We start from the raw sequence: 14,561 nt of genomic DNA on the forward strand, positions 1-14,561 counted from the left end.
GCTTGGAACCTCGTGCACCGCGAGCCGAAGGGAACCACGTCAATGAAGACGAGACGAACACTCGCCACGGTAGCGATGCTCGCCGCCGCGAGCGGCCTGGTCGCCTGCTCCTCCGACGAAGGCGGAGGCGACGCGAGCAACTGTACGAACACGATCACCAAGCCGGACCTGCCGGTTGTCACGATGTGGGCCTGGTATCCCAACATGCAACTGGTCGTGGACAACTTCAACAAGACCAACGACGAGGTGCAGGTCTGCTGGACCAACGTCGGGCAGGGCGGCGACCAGTACGACAAGTTCCAGACGGCCATCTCGGCGGGCACCGGCGCACCCGACGTGATCATGGTCGAGATGGACCGGATCCCGACCTTCCAGATCCAGAACGCGCTCGTCGACATCAGCGGGTACGGCCTCGACGCGGTCCGGGCCAACTACGGCGACGGCGCCTGGAAGGACGTCTCGGTCGGCGACGCGGTCTACGGCGTACCGGTCGACGGCGGCCCGCTGGCGATGATCTACCGCAAGGACATCTTCGACAAGTACGGCATCACCCCGCCGCAGACCTGGGCCGAGTACGAGCAGGCCGCGCAGAAGGTGAAGGACGCCGGCGGACCGCTCTTCGGTGACCTCGGCGCGAACGTCCCGGCGCTGATGATGGCGCTACAGATTCAGAAGGGCGCTGCCCCGTTCACCTACGATCCCGCCCAGCCGGAATCGATCGGGGTGCGGCTGAACGACCAGGCATCCAAGGACGTCCTGGACTACTGGGGTGGCCTGGTCCGCAAGGGCCTGGTCGGGACGCAGGACCAGTTCACCCCGGAGTACATCTCGGGGGTCATCAACGGCAACTACGCGACCTACATCTCGGCCGCCTGGGCACCGGGTTACCTGACCGGCGCGGGTGTCGGTCAGGGACAGGACACCGGCACGTTCGCGGTGGCGCCGCTGCCGCAGTGGGATTCGAACAACCCGGTCCAGGTGAACTGGGGCGGGTCGGCCTTCTCGGTCACCAGCCAGTCCAAGAAGCCGGACCTCGCGGCCAAGGCAGCCTACGGCCTCTACGCCGACGAGGAGTCGCTCACCGACGGCTGGACCAACCAGATCATCTTCCCGCTCAACCTGACCGCGCTCAACAATCCCGAGTTCGTCGATCTCAAGGTGGCGTTCTTCGACGGCCAGCAGGCGAACAAGGAGGTGTACGTCCCCGCCGCCAACGCCTACCAGGGCGTCGTCTACAGCCCCTTCGGCCAGTACTACTTCGATGCCATGACCAAGCAGATCAGCGAGATGAGCGCCGGCTCCATCACCGGTTCGCAGGCTGCCGACCGGCTCCAGGAGGACGTGACGAAGCACGCCACTGAACAAGGGTTCACCGTCCAGTGACCGACCGGGTGGGCCGCGCCGTCCTCCCCCGGCCGGCCCACCCTCGCCCCCAGCGGCCCTCGTCCCGGAGCCCGAGATGACATCGTTGACCGAGAAGCGCGCACCGCGTACTCATGATGAGAAGCGCAAGATCCGCGGCAAGATCCACCGTCGTGAGCACCTGACGGGGTGGCTGTTCGTCGGGCCGTTCGGGGTCGTCTTCCTCGCCTTCCTCATCGCCCCACTGGCGTACGCGCTGTACCTCAGCCTGTTCCAGAAGAAGCTGATCGGTGGCACCAGCTTCGTCCTGTTCGACAACTACGTGAAGGCGTTCACCGACCCGAGCTTCCTGTCCGGTGCGTGGTTCGTCATCCGCTTCGCGCTCGTCGCCATTCCGGTCCAGATCGGCGTCGCGCTGGCCATGGCGCTCATCCTGGACGCGGTGACCTCGCTGTTCACCCGCTTCTCCCGCCTCATGATCTTCCTGCCGTACGCGATCCCCACGGTCATCGGGGCCGTGATGTGGGGCTTCCTGTACAGCAGGAGCTTCGGCCCGCTCACCGACGTCTTCGGGTTCTTCGGCGCCACGGCACCCGACTTCCTCAGCAGCAACCTGATCTTCTACGGCCTGCTCAACATCGTCACCTGGCAGTGGGCCGGCTACTACATGATCATCCTGTACGCGGCCTTACAGGGCATCGACCCCACCCTGTACGAGGCCGCCCGCATGGACGGGGCCGGACGATGGCAGGTCGCCCGGCGGATCAAGATTCCGCTGATCGCGCCCGCCCTGATCCTGATCCTGGTCTTCTCGCTCATCGGCACCCTGCAGTTCTTCAACGAACCGCAGATCCTGCGATACCTCGCGGCGGGCACCATCGGGTCGGACTTCACGCCCAACATGTACGCCTACCAGCAGGCGTTCGGACTGGCCAACTTCAACTACGGGTCGGCGATCTCGTTCGCCCTCGGCGGCGTCGTCTTCATCTGCGTCTACGCCTTCCTGTTCCTCACCCGCAAGCGGAGGAGCTTCCTCTGATGGCCGAGCACACAAGCGTCAGCGCAGGCCCCGGCCGAGCGCAGCGCCACCTTCCGCTGCAGATTCTGCTCGGCTTCCTGGTGATCTACTTCCTCGTACCGTTCTGGTGGGTCGTCGTCAACAGCTCGAAGGACGCGCCGGGCCTGTTCGGCGGCGGCAACACCCTCTGGTTCGCCGAACAGGTCGACTACCTCGGCAACCTCAGACAGTTGTTCACCTACGACGGGGGCATCTACCTCCGGTGGCTGCTGAACTCCACGTTGTACGCGCTCGCCGGCGGCATCGGCGCCACCGTCCTGGCGGTCATGGCCGGCTACGGGTTCGCCAAGTACCGCTTCGCCGCCCGGCGCTTCAGCTTCGCCGTCGTGCTCGGCGCACTGATGGTGCCGGCCACCGCCCTGGTCATCCCGACCTTCATCATGTTCGCCCGGCTCGGCCTGACGAACACGGTCTGGGCGGTGATTCTCCCCTCGCTGCTCAATCCGTTCGGCGTCTACCTGATGCACGTGTACGCGCGCGACGCGGTCCCCGACGAGATCCTGGACGCGGCGCGGGCCGACGGCGCGGGAGAGATACGTACCTTTCTCCAGATCGCCCTTCCGCTGATGCGCCCCGCGGTGGTCACCGTCCTCCTCCTGTCCGCCGTCGCGTCCTGGAACAACTACTTCCTGCCGCTGGCCATGCTCTCCGACAACCGGCTCTTCCCCGTCACCGTCGGCCTCGGCCTCTGGCAGGGGGTCGCCTCCGCGAACAACGCGGGCGGCACCTCCCTGTGGAGCCTGATCATCCTGGGCTCCCTCGTGTCGGTCGTTCCACTGATCATCGCGTTCTTCAGCCTCCAACGACACTGGCGCGGCGGGCTGTCCGTCGGAGGCCTCAGGTAGGTCACCGCCGCCGCCAACTGATCAACAGCTTGCCCCTTGACCGCCGCGCACGTCGCGGCCAGACCGTTGACAGGAAGGTGTGCCGATGTCGATGACGAGTCGACCGTTGCGCAGCAGCCAGTGGTTCGGTGCCGACGGGCGCAACGGGTTCATTCATCGATCCTGGATGCGCAACCAGGGGTTCGCCGACGACGTCTTCGACGGTCGCCCGGTGATCGGCATCGCCACCACCTGGTCGGAGCTGACCCCGTGCAACGCCCACCTGCGCGAACTGGCCGAATCCGTCAAGCGAGGAATCTGGGAGAGCGGCGGCCTGCCGCTGGAATTCCCCGCGATGAGCCTCGGCGAACCCCTCATGCGCCCCACCACCATGCTCTACCGCAACCTGCTCGCGATGGAGGCGGAGGAACTGATCAGGGCCAACCCCCTCGACGGCGTGGTCCTCCTCTCCGGCTGCGACAAGACCACTCCCGGCCTGCTGATGGGTGCGGCAAGCGTCGACCTGCCAACCCTGTTGATCACCGGCGGGCCGATGCTCAACGGCAAGTTCCGCGGCCAGGACATCGGCTCGGGCACCGCCGTCTGGCGCTTCACCGAGGAACTGCGGGCCGGCCGGATGACCGTGGCCGACTGCGCGGAGGCGGAGGTCTGCATGTCCCGGAGCCGAGGTCACTGCATGACCATGGGCACCGCCTCCACGATGGCCTGCGTGACCGAGGCCTTGGGCGTCCAACTGCCCGCGGCCGCCGCGGTCCCGGCGGTCGACTCCCGACGGTACGCGCTCGCGCACGCCGCCGGACGCCGCATCGTCGCAATGGTCGAGCAGGACCAGCGGCTGTCCACGGTGCTCACCCGCCAGGCGTTCGAGAACGCCATCCGGGTCAACGCCGCGATCGGTGGCTCCACCAATGCCGTCGTACACCTGCTCGCGATCGCCGGACGCGTCGGTGTCCCCCTGTCGCTTGAGGATTTCGACACCCTCACCACCGACGTGCCAATGCTTGTCAACCTGATGCCCTCCGGCACGTACCTGATGGAGGACTTCGCCTACGCGGGCGGCGTGCCGGCGGTGATGACGGAGATCGCCCCGCTGCTGCACCTGGACCAGATCACGGTCAGCGGAAAGAGCGTCGCCGACAACATCAGCGGTGTCCAGTGCTGGAACCGACAGGTCATCGGCACCCTGGCCGAGCCCTTCCAACCCGCCGGATCGGGCACCGTCGTGCTGCGTGGATCACTCGCGCCGTCCGGGGCGGTGCTGAAGGTCTCCGCCGCCTCGGCGCACCTGCTCACACACACCGGGCCGGCGCTCGTCTTCGACCGGATCGAGGAGTACGCCGTCGCCGCCGACGACCCGGATCTCGACGTCACACCCGACACGGTCATCGTGGTGCGCAACGCCGGACCGCGCGGCTACCCGGGCTTCCCCGAGGTGGGCAACGTGCCGATGCCACGACGGTTGCTCGCCGCCGGCATCACGGACATGGTGCGGATCTCCGACGCCCGGATGAGCGGCACCGGGTACGGCACCTGTGTCCTGCACGCGGCGCCGGAGGCGGCGGTGGGCGGCCCCCTCGCGCTGGTACGCACCGGCGATCCGATCCGCCTCGACGTCCCGACGCGCCGCCTGGACCTACTTGTCGACGAGGTCGAACTCGCCCAACGCCGCTCCGCCTGGCAGCCGCCGCGACCGGTGGCCGACCGAGGATGGGTGCGGCTGTACAGCGAGCACGTCCAGCAGGCCGACAAGGGCGCAGACCTGGACTTCCTCGTCGGTGGCAGCGGCAGTGCGGTGCCTCGGCACTCCCACTGACCCGGGCACCTGGGTACATCTGTTGTCGCCGGGACGACAACAGATGTACCCAGTGGTCATCGCGGCAGGTCAGTCGGCGAGGGTGCCGGCGGCGCGGCCCTCGTGCAGGGTGAGGTTACGGCCGTCGGACGGGTCGAACAGGTGGATCTTCTCCAGATTGAACCAGACCCGCCGGTCCTCCCCCTCGGTGACGGTCGACTCCGCCGACAGCCGGGTGACCAAGTTCGACCCGGCGCCGCTGAAGTCGGCCGCGCCCGCGTCGGCGGCCAACTCCTCCAACTCGGCGGAGGTGGCCCGTTCCCCCTCGACGCTCAGGTAGACGTACTTGTCCGAGCCCATGGACTCGACGATGTCCACCGGGGCGGTGAACTCCATGCCCCGACGGCGGGTCTCCTCGTCGATCAGCTCGGCGTCCTCGAAGTGTTCCGGACGGATGCCGAGGATCAGCTCCCGAGAGGCGTCGGCGCCCTCCAGCTCGCGGCGGATCCGGTCGCCGATCGGCACATCACCCAGGGCGGTACGCAGCGTGCCCTCCTCGACCTTGGCGGTCAGGAAGTTCATCGACGGTGAGCCGATGAACCCGGCCACGAAGAGGTTGTTCGGGTGGTCGTACAGCTCCTGCGGCGGACCGACCTGCTGCACCGCACCACCCCGCATGATCACCACGCGGTCGCCGAGGGTCATCGCCTCGGTCTGGTCGTGGGTGACGTAGACGGTGGTGGTGCCGAGCTGCTTCTGCAACCGGGACACCACGGTACGCATCTGCACCCGCAGCTTGGCGTCCAGGTTGGACAGCGGCTCGTCCATCAGGAACGCCTTGGGCTGCCGGACGATCGCCCGGCCCATCGCCACCCGCTGCCGCTGCCCGCCGGAGAGGTTGGCCGGCTTACGGTCCAGCAGCGGCGTCAGCTCCAGGACCTTCGCCGCCTCGTCGACCTTCTGGTTGATCGTTTCCTTGTCGAGCTTGGCCAGCCGCAGCGGGAACGCCATGTTCTCCCGCACCGTCATGTTCGGGTAGAGCGCGTACGACTGGAACACCATGGCGATGTCCCGATCGCGGGGGGCCTTGTCGTTGACCCGCTGCCCGCCGATGCGCAGCTCACCGGAGCTGATGTCCTCCAGCCCGGCGATCATGTTGAGGGTGGTGGACTTGCCGCAGCCGGAGGGGCCGACCAGGATGACGAACTCGCCGTCGGCGATCTCCAGGTCGACGTCCCGCACCGCCGTGGTGCCGTCCGGGAACTTCTTGCTCACCTTGTCGAGCACGATGTCAGCCACGAGTAGTCACCTATCCCTTGACGGCGCCGGAGGTCAGGCCGGAGACGATGCGGCGCTGGAAGAAGAGAACGAACAGGATGATCGGTACCGTGATCACCACGGCGGCGGCGCAGATCGCGCCGGTCGGGTCCTCGAACTGCGAGGCGCCGGTGAAGAACGACAGCGCCACCGGCACCGTGCGCGAGCGCTCGGTGGAGGTCAGCGAGATGGCGAACAGGAAGTCGTTCCAGCAGAAGATAAAGACCAGGATGGCCGTGGTGAACAGTCCCGGCGCGGCCAGCGGGGCGATCACCCGTCGGAACGCCTGCCCCTGGGTGGCGCCGTCCATCTTCGCGGCCTTCTCCAGGTCCCACGGGATCTGCTTAAAGAACGCCGAAAGCGTGTAGATCGCCAACGGCAGCGCGAAGGTGATGTACGGCAGGATCAGGCCCGGCCAGGTGTCGAAGAGACCCAGTTGCCGCTCGATCTCGAACAGCGGCGAAACCAGCGACACCTGCGGGAACATCGCGATCAGCAGCGAGACGCCGATCAGCACCCGCTTGCCGGGGAAGTCCAGCCGCGAGATCGCGTACGCGGCCATCGCGCCGAGCACGACGGCGATCGTGGTGGCGATCAACGCGATGCCGATGGAGTTGATCAACGCTCGGACGAACTGGTCGGTCGCGAAGATCGTCCGATAGTTCTCAAGCGTCCACTCCCGGGGGATGAACTTGCCGTCGGTGAGCGTCGCCGGCGTCTTGAACGACAGCGACATGATCCACAGCACCGGGGTCAGCGCGAACACGACCACGGCGACGTCCAACAGGCCCCAGCGCACCTTGGCCCGGGTGGTGGTGTCAGCCATGTCAGCGCCTCTCTCCGTCGTCGCTGCCCGGAGCAGCGGTACCGAACAGCTTCACGAAGACGAACGCGATGATCGCCACGGTGATGAAGATCAGCACCGACATCGTCGAGCCGATGCCGAGGTTCAGGCCCCGGATCAGGTTGTTGTACGCGATCATCGACACCGACGAGGTCTCGTTGGCCCCCGACGTGAGCACGTAGATGTTGTCGAAGACCCGGAACGCGTCCAGGGTGCGGAACAGCAACGCCACCAGGATCGCCGGCTTCATCACCGGCAGCATCACCTTGGTGAACCGCTGCCAGGCGGTCGCGCCGTCGGTGGAGGCCGCCTTGAGCAGGTCCTCCGGCACCAGCGCCAGGCCCGCCATCAGCAGCAGCGCCATGAACGGCGTGGTCTTCCAGATCTCCGCCAGCATGATGATCGCCAGCGAGCTGGCCCGCTCGGTCAGCGGCGCGCCGTCGGAGAACAGGTTGGCCAGGTACCCGGTGCCCGGCGTCCACGCGTACCGCCAGGAGAAGGCGGCCACGACCGTGACGATGCCGTACGGGATCAGCGCGGAGGTCCGGACGATCCCCCGCCCGACCAACGTACGATGCATGATCAACGCGAGGCCCATGCCGAGCACCAGCTCCACGGCCACGGTGACCACCGTGATCAGCATGGTCACCCCGAACGCCGTCCACCAGAACTCGTTGGTCAGCACGGTGGCGTAGTTCTGCAACCCGACGAACTCCCGCTCGGCGGGGAACCGCAGGTCGTAACGCTGCAACGACAGCCACACCGAGTACAGGATCGGATAGGCGGTCACCGCCAGCATGACCAGCGCCGCCGGGGCGCACAGCAGCCAGCCCAGCCGACGCTCGGCCCGCTTGTTCTCACTCAGCGGCGCCTTGCCGCGCCGGTTGTCCCGCTGCGCGGGCACCGCGGCGTGCCGGCCGCTACGGCTGTCGGTGCCGTCGGCGGCCACGTCCGCGCCGGCCGGGGTGGCATTCACGCTCATGCCGTGCCTCCGCTTCGCTCCGGCCCGGCCTGAGGCACCGGCGCACTGAGCCCGATGGTTCGCTCGCGGTGCTCGCTCACGGGAGGACTCCCCTCGACTCCAGGGCGGCGGCGACGGCCTCGCGCAGTTCGTCGGCGGTCGCCTGCGGGTCGATCGCCGCCGGCGGCGACAGGATCGCCGAGGTCACGGTGGAGATGCTCTGGTACGCGGGAGTCAGCGGTCGCACCGCCGAGTCCCGCAACTGTTCGAGGATGGTCTCCTTCATCGGGTACGCCTCGTCCATCTCCGGGTCCTCGTACACGCTCTCGATGGTCGGCGGCACCCCGTCGTTGATCGCGGAGAACTTCTGGTTCTCCGCGTTGCGCAGGCACCTGGCCGCCTCGAAGGACTCCTCCGGGTGCTCCGAGTACCGGCTGACAGCCAGGTTGATGCCGCCAATGGTGACCCGGCCCGGCGTGCCCTCCTCGACCCCGGGCACCCGGGCCCAGGCGACCTGCTCCGCCAACTCCGGGTTGGCTTCCTGCATCGCCGGATAGACGAACGGCCAGTTCACCTGGAACGCGCCGTTGCCGCTCTGGAACTCCAGCCGCACCGGATCCTCGGTGGCGTTGCTGAACGACGGCGAGGTCACCCCGGAGGTGGCGAAGTCGCGCAGCACCTCCAGGGCCCGCACGGCACCGTCGTCCACCACGGCCTCGGTGCCGTCGTCGTTGAGGATGTTGCCGCCCGCGCTGGCCACCAGGGTGTTGTAGAGCACCACGAGTCCCTCGTACTGGGCACCCATGGTGAGCACCTGATGCGGCTGGCCCTGGTCCCGCAGCCGCTGCGCCGTCGAGATCATTTCGTCCCAGGTGGTCGGCGGCTCGGGCACCAGGTCCTTGCGGTACCACAGCAACTGGACGTTCGTGTTCTTCGGCGCGGCGTAGAGCTTGTCCTCGTAACGAGCGGTCTCCAACGGGCCTTCGAGGGTGCCCTCCTCGACCTCGGCGCGGTCCTGCCCGGTCCACTCCCGGATCCAGTTCGCGCTGGCGAACTCCTGGGTCCAGGTCACGTCGAGGCCGAGCACGTCCATACCGTCGTCCTCGGCCGCGAGCCGGCGCACCATCTGCACCCGCTGCTCGTCTGCCTCCCGGGGCAGCACCCGGTTGACGATGCGGTACCGCCCGCCGGCCTCGGTGTTGCACCGGTCGACCACCTGTTGCAGGTTCTGCTCCGGCGGGTAGTACAGGTTGATCGTGGGCACCCCGCCGTCGTCGCCGGAGGCGCACGCGGCCATCGGTGCCACAAACGTCAGTGCCGCGGCCGTCGCCGCCATCCGTACGCGGGGCCGGCGCCGACCGCCGACCGGATCACTCCGCTCGCTCATGACCCTCCCCTCGTTCTCGGCCAACAGCCGGGGAGGTCTCCGTGCCCCGGCGCACGGCGAGACGGCCAGGGCGTGTGACCTGCTGCTCCGCACCCCTGCGTTTCGTGGCTGGAACACTGCCCGACCTGTGGAGCCGCGAAACCTGCCCGGGCAGACACGCGCTAAACACCAAGATGTGTGGCCCACGTCACGCGCCGGCATCGCCCCTGCCATCAGCCCGCACCGGCACACCTGGCATGTTGCTGATCACGATCGAGGCGGCGGCCTTTCGGAGGCGGATGTCGGTGCCGGCCGGCATGATCGGCGGATGATCGCACGCTTCAAGGACCTCTGTCTCGACGCCGCCGACGCGCACGCGCTGGGCACCTTCTGGGCGCGGATTCTCGACGCCGAACTTGTCGACACCGGTGACGGCGACACCCGGGTCGACCCGTCCGGCGGCGCCAGCGCGGACTCGATCTGGGTCAACCAGGTTCCCGAACGGCGTACCGTCAAGACTCGCGTACACCTGGACCTGCGGTTGGCCGAGGCGGACCCGGCGGCGCTGCTGGACGCCGGCGCCCGGCTGGTCCGCGAGCCGGATTCGGAGATCAGCTGGTGGGTGCTGGCCGACCCCGACGGCAACCAGTTCTGCGCATTCGCCCCGGGCGACGACTCCCGGCCGGGCCCGTTCGAGCTGGTGGTGGACTCCGCCGACCCCACCGCCCAGGCCACCTGGTGGGCCGGCGTCGTCGGCGGCGAGGTCCAGGTCAGCGAGGAGGGGCACGCCTCGGTCACCGGCGCGGGCGGCTTCCCCTGGGACTACTGGGTCTTCGACCCCGTCCCGGAGCGCAAGAGCGTCAAGAACCGGATGCACTGGGATGTCGACCTGACCGACCCGGAGCCGTCCGCGCTGATCAGGGCCGGGGCCACCCTGCTGCGGGAGCCGGACGACGCGGTGTCCTGGTGGGTGCTGGCCGACCCGGAGGGCAACGAGTTCTGCGCGTTCCCGCCGCGGGACTGACCGGCCGGTGCTACCGGGCAACCGTCAGGTGGACTAGCGTTTAACAAGCTCCGCCGCCAGCGCGTACGCCGTCGCCGTCGATACGCCACCGGCCGACCCCGACCCGCCCGATCGGTTGGTTCTCGCGGGAACAGCCCCTCACCGGTTACCGGTTGGGCAGGATCGTCCCCAACGAGGAGGTGCCGCCGTGGTGCAGGACACCCGCGCTCTCACCCTGACGTTCGAGGTGAGCGGCCTGCCACCGGTCAAGACCGAAGCGCTGTCCATCTTCGCCGCCGGGCACCGGCAGGCGACGAGGGTACGCGCCCTGTTGCAGGCCGCCTGCGCGGCCGCGCAGGAGACCGGCTGGACGCCACTGTCCGGCCCGATCGAGATCGACCTGACCCTGCGCTGCCCGCCCGGGCACCGCACCTCCGACGCCAGCACGCTGCTGGGTGGGGTGTGCGCGGTGCTGCAGGACAAGAAGCGGATCTCCAGCATCGGGCTGGCCCACCTCGGCGTGCTTGTCGACGTCGCACTCTACGACGACGACAAGCAGATCCGTCGGCTGTCCTACCTGGAGCAGCCAGCCGAGGAATTCTCCTACCAGGTACGCGTCGCCGCCGTACCGGACGGGGTTTGACCGACGGCAGCGGTGGGGTACCGCAGCCGCCGACGAAGGGAGCACCAATGTCGGAGCCGCACGTCACGCTGGACCCCCACGACCCGGTGCAGGAGAAGCTGCGCGGGCCGCTGGAGGAGCAGCTGACCTCTGCCCTGCAGGTGGCCGCCGACCGGGTGCGCGACAGCTACGCCGGTGAGCCGGTGGAGCAGGTCTGCCAGCGGCTGCTCGACGAGACCCGCGCCGGCCTGCACCCCGACATCGCGGCCGGTTTCGAGCCCGACATGGACGAGTTGTGCCGGGTGGCGGTCGCCATCGTCCGGGGCGCCGCCACCTGAGGTTCATGCCGCGACCGGCCTCGCCCGCGCTCCCGTCCTCGTCGGCCGTGCCGCCAGCTCGGCCACGTAGTCGCTGACCAGCGCGGGCAGCCGGTAACCGAGGGGCTCGTCCCGGTAGACCAGGTGCGCGTCGACCAGGCCCTCCAGGGCCCGCCAGACGCGCTCGGCAGGGACGCCGAGCCGCGCTGCGGTCTGTTCGGGAGCGACCGACGCGCCAGGTGACTCCCCGAGCAGGGCGAGGATCCGGCCGGTCACCTCGTCCGTGGCGCGGACCGCGGCGACCCGGGTCGCCAGGCTCGCCCGCACGGACAGGTCACCGAACGCCAGGACGTCCAGCCGACCGCGCCCGTCGTCCGCCCGCTCCGCCAGGACGCCGACCGACAGGTCCGGACGGCTCGCCAACCGTGCGGCGGCGATCCGCAGGGCCAGCATCGAACCGGCACAGAGCCGGATCAGCTTCGCCGTGGCGGCGGGTTCCGCCTCGAGCCGGTCGGCGCCGACATGAGCCGCCAGCAGCGCCAGCGCCTCGGAGTCGGTGAGCCGCCGCAACCCGACCGACGGGACGTCGTCCAGGCCGTACAGTTTCCGCAGCCCCACGACGATCAGCGCCGGACCGGGCCCGGCGGGGACGAGCGGTCGCACCTGTTCCGCCCGGATCACCCCGTCGAGCACCAGCAGGATCCGCCGGCCTGCGACCCGCGTCCGATACCAGCCGGCCCGCTCGTCCACATCCTCCGGCACCTCGTCCGCCGGCACACCCAGGGCGCGCAGCACCCGGCCCAGCACCTCACCGGAGGTCACCGACGGCCGGGAACCGAGGTCGACGAAGACCTGCCCCTCCGGGAACTCCGCGGCGACCGCGTGCGCCGCCCGGACCCCGACCGCCGTCCTTCCGCTGCCGGCCGGCCCGCTGACGACCACGGCGGCCGGCCTGCCACCGCACGCGGCCGCCACCACGTCCGCCACTTCCCGGGTACGCCCGACGAACGTCGTGAGGTCCGCCGGCAGTTCCCGGGGTACGAGGGCAGCCGGGGTCACGGGCCGGGACCTCTCGTCCGGCCGGCTCTGGGTACTGTCGCCGTGCGCCAGATCGGGCGACCGATCGAGCATCGACCGGTGCAGCGCTATCAGGTCCTCCCCCGGCTCGATGCCGAGGTGTTCGTCGAGCGCCGCGCGTGCCTCCTGGTACGCGGTGAGCGCCGCCGGCACGTCCCCACACCGGTAGAGGGCGAGCATCAACTGCCCCCACGCGCGCTCCCGCAGCGGGTGCGCGGCGAGGTGGCGCCGCAGATCGCCGAGGAGGTCGCCGTGCTCGCCGACGGCCAGGCGCGCCTGCGCCCACTCCTCGAACACCTGAAGACGCTGCTCCTCCAGGCTGGCCCAGTGGCCGTCCAACGCCGGACCCGACGGAAGTCCGTCACCGGCGCGGCCCCGCCAGAGATCAAGCGCACCAGTCAGCGAGGCGACCGCCGAGCCGTGATGCCCGGCCGCCAGGTCCGCCCGGCCCTCACGGGCCAGCCGGTGGAACCGGTCGACGTCCAGTTCCTCGTCAGCCAGGCACAGCTCGTACGCGTTGGGACGGGCGACCAGCCGGTCACCGAGCACCTTGCGGAGCCTCATCGCGTGCGACCGCAGGTTGGCCACCGCGGAAGGCGGCGGCTCGTCGCCCCAGGCCACTTCGGAGAGACGGTTCAGCGACACCGGCCGGTTCGCTGCCAGGGCCAGGGCGGCGAGGACCGCCTGCCGCTTCACGGATCCCGGCGTGACGGTGGCACCCTCCACGATCAGTTGCATCCGGCCGAGTACCCTGAGGTCAACCTGCATGTTTTCGCTCCCCCGTTGAGCCTTCGAGCGCGCTCAGGCTAAGTGCCGGCCGCAGGCGACAACAAGGTGCATCGATCGACGACAATCGTGATGCATGTCTATCGGCTACGACGGCGTGTCAGCGTAACGATCTGGCGGGCTGGAAACGCTTAGCCAACACACCGTTGCCGGCCAGGCCCGCTCTCAAATAGATCAGCTTGCGGCTAGCGCCGTGGAGATCTCGAGCAGGTCGGCGGGTGAATGCCCAGCTGGTCCCGCCGGGTTGCGCCGGCTGCGTCGCCCATCGCACACCAGGGCACCGTTGACGTTGGACCGCCAGCGAGGCCACCTCTCCGGCTGCCGCAGCATATACGCGGCCAGTTCACCTGCCCCCACTCCCGCGCCGCAACTCCTCAACGCGGCGGTCACCGTTCCGTTCGCGTCGGCCGGCAGGTCCGCGTCCCCGAAGGCGGGTAGCAGCAACAGCAGTCGAGCATGCGGCTCGACGATCCCATGCGGTTCGCCGGAGAGGTTGGCGGCGGCTACGAGCTCTGGCCAACTCATCCCCGGTCGGAACTCGTGCCCTCCCACACTTGCCAGATCCAGCTTGGAATTCTGACCGGATCGACGCAAAACAAACTCCGTACTGTTGTCTTCCGGCTCGTTCCAGTAGACCAGATCGATCTCGTATCCATCACGCAGGCTGATCCGAAACACCGGCCACTCGTCAGGGTCGGTCAGCCGATCGAAGTATTCAAAGCAGGCCGCTACGTCAACCGCGAAAGCCTCGGTGACCAGCGAATCCCGGTGGGGCGCCATCGTGGCCGACAGGTAGGTCGGCCAGAACAGGGGGTCCTGAAGCATCGGCGCACCGTCGATCAGCGGAAATTCCTCACACCCAGCGATCACGATTCCCTCCTCCAGCCTACGGGCAACACATGTTCCGCGCCCTCCTCTGCGTCAAGGGGTGCGGCTGACGTTCAGCTGTTCCGGTTCGGGTTCGTGAGGGCCTCCCACTCCTCAGCGCTTGAGATCGTCTGTCCGGTCGGCAGGAAGAACGCCCGCCGCGGCGGATCAGCGACCGTGAAGGGCTTGAACTCCGGATCCGCAAGCAGTCGATAGACGAACTCAGCGGTCGAGATGTCCAGCCGGTGCCACGACTCCAGCGGGTCCTTCCGGGCCACCACCGGCCACCGGTCGGATTCGACGGAGCGGTCGGCCAGCCAGAAG

Annotated in this window: 14 protein-coding genes; 7 read left to right on the top strand and 7 right to left on the bottom strand. The window is 68.7% G+C overall.

What is annotated here, in order from left to right:
- Window positions 1-42: 42 nt before the first annotated feature.
- The 4 genes from ACFY2A_RS21855 to ACFY2A_RS21870 all read left to right on the top strand — a co-directional run bounded on the left by ACFY2A_RS21855 (window position 43) and on the right by ACFY2A_RS21870 (window position 5,098).
- On the top strand, window positions 43-1,383 hold the full coding sequence (locus tag ACFY2A_RS21855) for an ABC transporter substrate-binding protein (RefSeq protein ID WP_387174085.1): 1,341 nt from the start codon (window positions 43-45) through the stop codon (window positions 1,381-1,383).
- Between the two features lie 76 nt (window positions 1,384-1,459).
- Window positions 1,460-2,401 (top strand): carbohydrate ABC transporter permease, encoded by a 942-nt coding sequence (locus ACFY2A_RS21860; protein ID WP_387174087.1) that lies wholly within the window; start codon window positions 1,460-1,462, stop codon window positions 2,399-2,401.
- The gene (locus ACFY2A_RS21865; protein WP_387174089.1) at window positions 2,401-3,285 is read left to right on the top strand and encodes a carbohydrate ABC transporter permease; all 885 of its coding nucleotides are present in this window, start codon (window positions 2,401-2,403) and stop codon (window positions 3,283-3,285) included. The genes ACFY2A_RS21860 and ACFY2A_RS21865 overlap by 1 nt, the downstream gene beginning before the upstream one ends.
- A gap of 85 nt (window positions 3,286-3,370) precedes the next feature.
- On the top strand, window positions 3,371-5,098 hold the full coding sequence (locus ACFY2A_RS21870; protein WP_387174091.1) for an IlvD/Edd family dehydratase: 1,728 nt from the start codon (window positions 3,371-3,373) through the stop codon (window positions 5,096-5,098).
- 69 nt (window positions 5,099-5,167) lie between these two features.
- On the opposite strand, the gene ACFY2A_RS21875 is transcribed toward ACFY2A_RS21870, so the two are convergent.
- The 4 genes from ACFY2A_RS21875 to ACFY2A_RS21890 all read right to left on the bottom strand — a co-directional run bounded on the left by ACFY2A_RS21875 (window position 5,168) and on the right by ACFY2A_RS21890 (window position 9,586).
- Window positions 5,168-6,376 carry an ABC transporter ATP-binding protein gene (locus tag ACFY2A_RS21875; protein ID WP_387174093.1) on the bottom strand — a complete coding sequence of 403 codons (1,209 nt, stop codon included), beginning with the start codon at window positions 6,374-6,376 and terminating at the stop codon, window positions 5,168-5,170.
- A gap of 10 nt (window positions 6,377-6,386) precedes the next feature.
- Window positions 6,387-7,220 carry a carbohydrate ABC transporter permease gene (locus ACFY2A_RS21880; protein WP_387174095.1) on the bottom strand — a complete coding sequence of 278 codons (834 nt, stop codon included), beginning with the start codon at window positions 7,218-7,220 and terminating at the stop codon, window positions 6,387-6,389.
- Window position 7,221: 1 nt separating this feature from the next.
- Window positions 7,222-8,220: a carbohydrate ABC transporter permease gene (locus ACFY2A_RS21885; RefSeq protein WP_387174097.1), complete on the bottom strand. Its 999-nt coding sequence runs from the start codon at window positions 8,218-8,220 to the stop codon at window positions 7,222-7,224.
- A 76-nt stretch (window positions 8,221-8,296) separates the two neighbouring features.
- Entirely contained in the window at window positions 8,297-9,586 is a 1,290-nt protein-coding gene (locus ACFY2A_RS21890; RefSeq protein WP_387174099.1) for an ABC transporter substrate-binding protein, read from the bottom strand.
- 307 nt (window positions 9,587-9,893) lie between these two features.
- Between ACFY2A_RS21890 and ACFY2A_RS21895 the strand changes: the two genes are divergently transcribed.
- From ACFY2A_RS21895 to ACFY2A_RS21905, 3 genes are all read left to right on the top strand, one after another.
- A complete protein-coding gene (locus ACFY2A_RS21895; RefSeq protein ID WP_387174101.1) occupies window positions 9,894-10,589 on the top strand; it encodes a VOC family protein in 696 nt (231 codons plus the stop codon).
- 190 nt (window positions 10,590-10,779) lie between these two features.
- On the top strand, window positions 10,780-11,211 hold the full coding sequence (locus ACFY2A_RS21900; protein WP_363924183.1) for a hypothetical protein: 432 nt from the start codon (window positions 10,780-10,782) through the stop codon (window positions 11,209-11,211).
- Between the two features lie 47 nt (window positions 11,212-11,258).
- Entirely contained in the window at window positions 11,259-11,528 is a 270-nt protein-coding gene (locus ACFY2A_RS21905) for a hypothetical protein (RefSeq protein WP_332907863.1), read from the top strand.
- Window positions 11,529-11,531: 3 nt separating this feature from the next.
- Here the strand turns inward: ACFY2A_RS21905 and ACFY2A_RS21910 are convergent, their stop codons facing one another.
- From ACFY2A_RS21910 to ACFY2A_RS21920, 3 genes are all read right to left on the bottom strand, one after another.
- Window positions 11,532-13,352: a BTAD domain-containing putative transcriptional regulator gene (locus ACFY2A_RS21910; RefSeq protein WP_387174103.1), complete on the bottom strand. Its 1,821-nt coding sequence runs from the start codon at window positions 13,350-13,352 to the stop codon at window positions 11,532-11,534.
- A gap of 192 nt (window positions 13,353-13,544) precedes the next feature.
- Entirely contained in the window at window positions 13,545-14,240 is a 696-nt protein-coding gene (locus ACFY2A_RS21915; protein ID WP_387174105.1) for a hypothetical protein, read from the bottom strand.
- A 71-nt stretch (window positions 14,241-14,311) separates the two neighbouring features.
- A complete protein-coding gene (locus tag ACFY2A_RS21920; protein ID WP_387174107.1) occupies window positions 14,312-14,515 on the bottom strand; it encodes a hypothetical protein in 204 nt (67 codons plus the stop codon).
- Window positions 14,516-14,561: the final 46 nt, after the last annotated feature.

This window comes from Micromonospora sp. NPDC000442, assembly GCF_042898635.1.
Classification (GTDB): Bacteria; Actinomycetota; Actinomycetes; order Mycobacteriales; family Micromonosporaceae; genus Micromonospora.

What these genes read in the sequence shown, in the direction of transcription:
- ACFY2A_RS21885 (WP_387174097.1), bottom strand. Translation starts at nt 8,220, where the DNA reads ATGAGCGTGAATGCCACCCCGGCCGGCGCGGACGTGGCCGCCGACGGC.
- ACFY2A_RS21855 (WP_387174085.1), top strand. Translation starts at nt 43, where the DNA reads ATGAAGACGAGACGAACACTCGCCACGGTAGCGATGCTCGCCGCCGCG.
- ACFY2A_RS21870 (WP_387174091.1), top strand. Translation starts at nt 3,371, where the DNA reads ATGTCGATGACGAGTCGACCGTTGCGCAGCAGCCAGTGGTTCGGTGCC.
- ACFY2A_RS21880 (WP_387174095.1), bottom strand. Translation starts at nt 7,220, where the DNA reads ATGGCTGACACCACCACCCGGGCCAAGGTGCGCTGGGGCCTGTTGGAC.
- ACFY2A_RS21910 (WP_387174103.1), bottom strand. Translation starts at nt 13,352, where the DNA reads ATGCAGGTTGACCTCAGGGTACTCGGCCGGATGCAACTGATCGTGGAG.
- ACFY2A_RS21890 (WP_387174099.1), bottom strand. Translation starts at nt 9,586, where the DNA reads ATGAGCGAGCGGAGTGATCCGGTCGGCGGTCGGCGCCGGCCCCGCGTA.
- ACFY2A_RS21860 (WP_387174087.1), top strand. Translation starts at nt 1,460, where the DNA reads ATGACATCGTTGACCGAGAAGCGCGCACCGCGTACTCATGATGAGAAG.
- ACFY2A_RS21895 (WP_387174101.1), top strand. Translation starts at nt 9,894, where the DNA reads ATGATCGCACGCTTCAAGGACCTCTGTCTCGACGCCGCCGACGCGCAC.
- ACFY2A_RS21905 (WP_332907863.1), top strand. Translation starts at nt 11,259, where the DNA reads ATGTCGGAGCCGCACGTCACGCTGGACCCCCACGACCCGGTGCAGGAG.
- ACFY2A_RS21865 (WP_387174089.1), top strand. Translation starts at nt 2,401, where the DNA reads ATGGCCGAGCACACAAGCGTCAGCGCAGGCCCCGGCCGAGCGCAGCGC.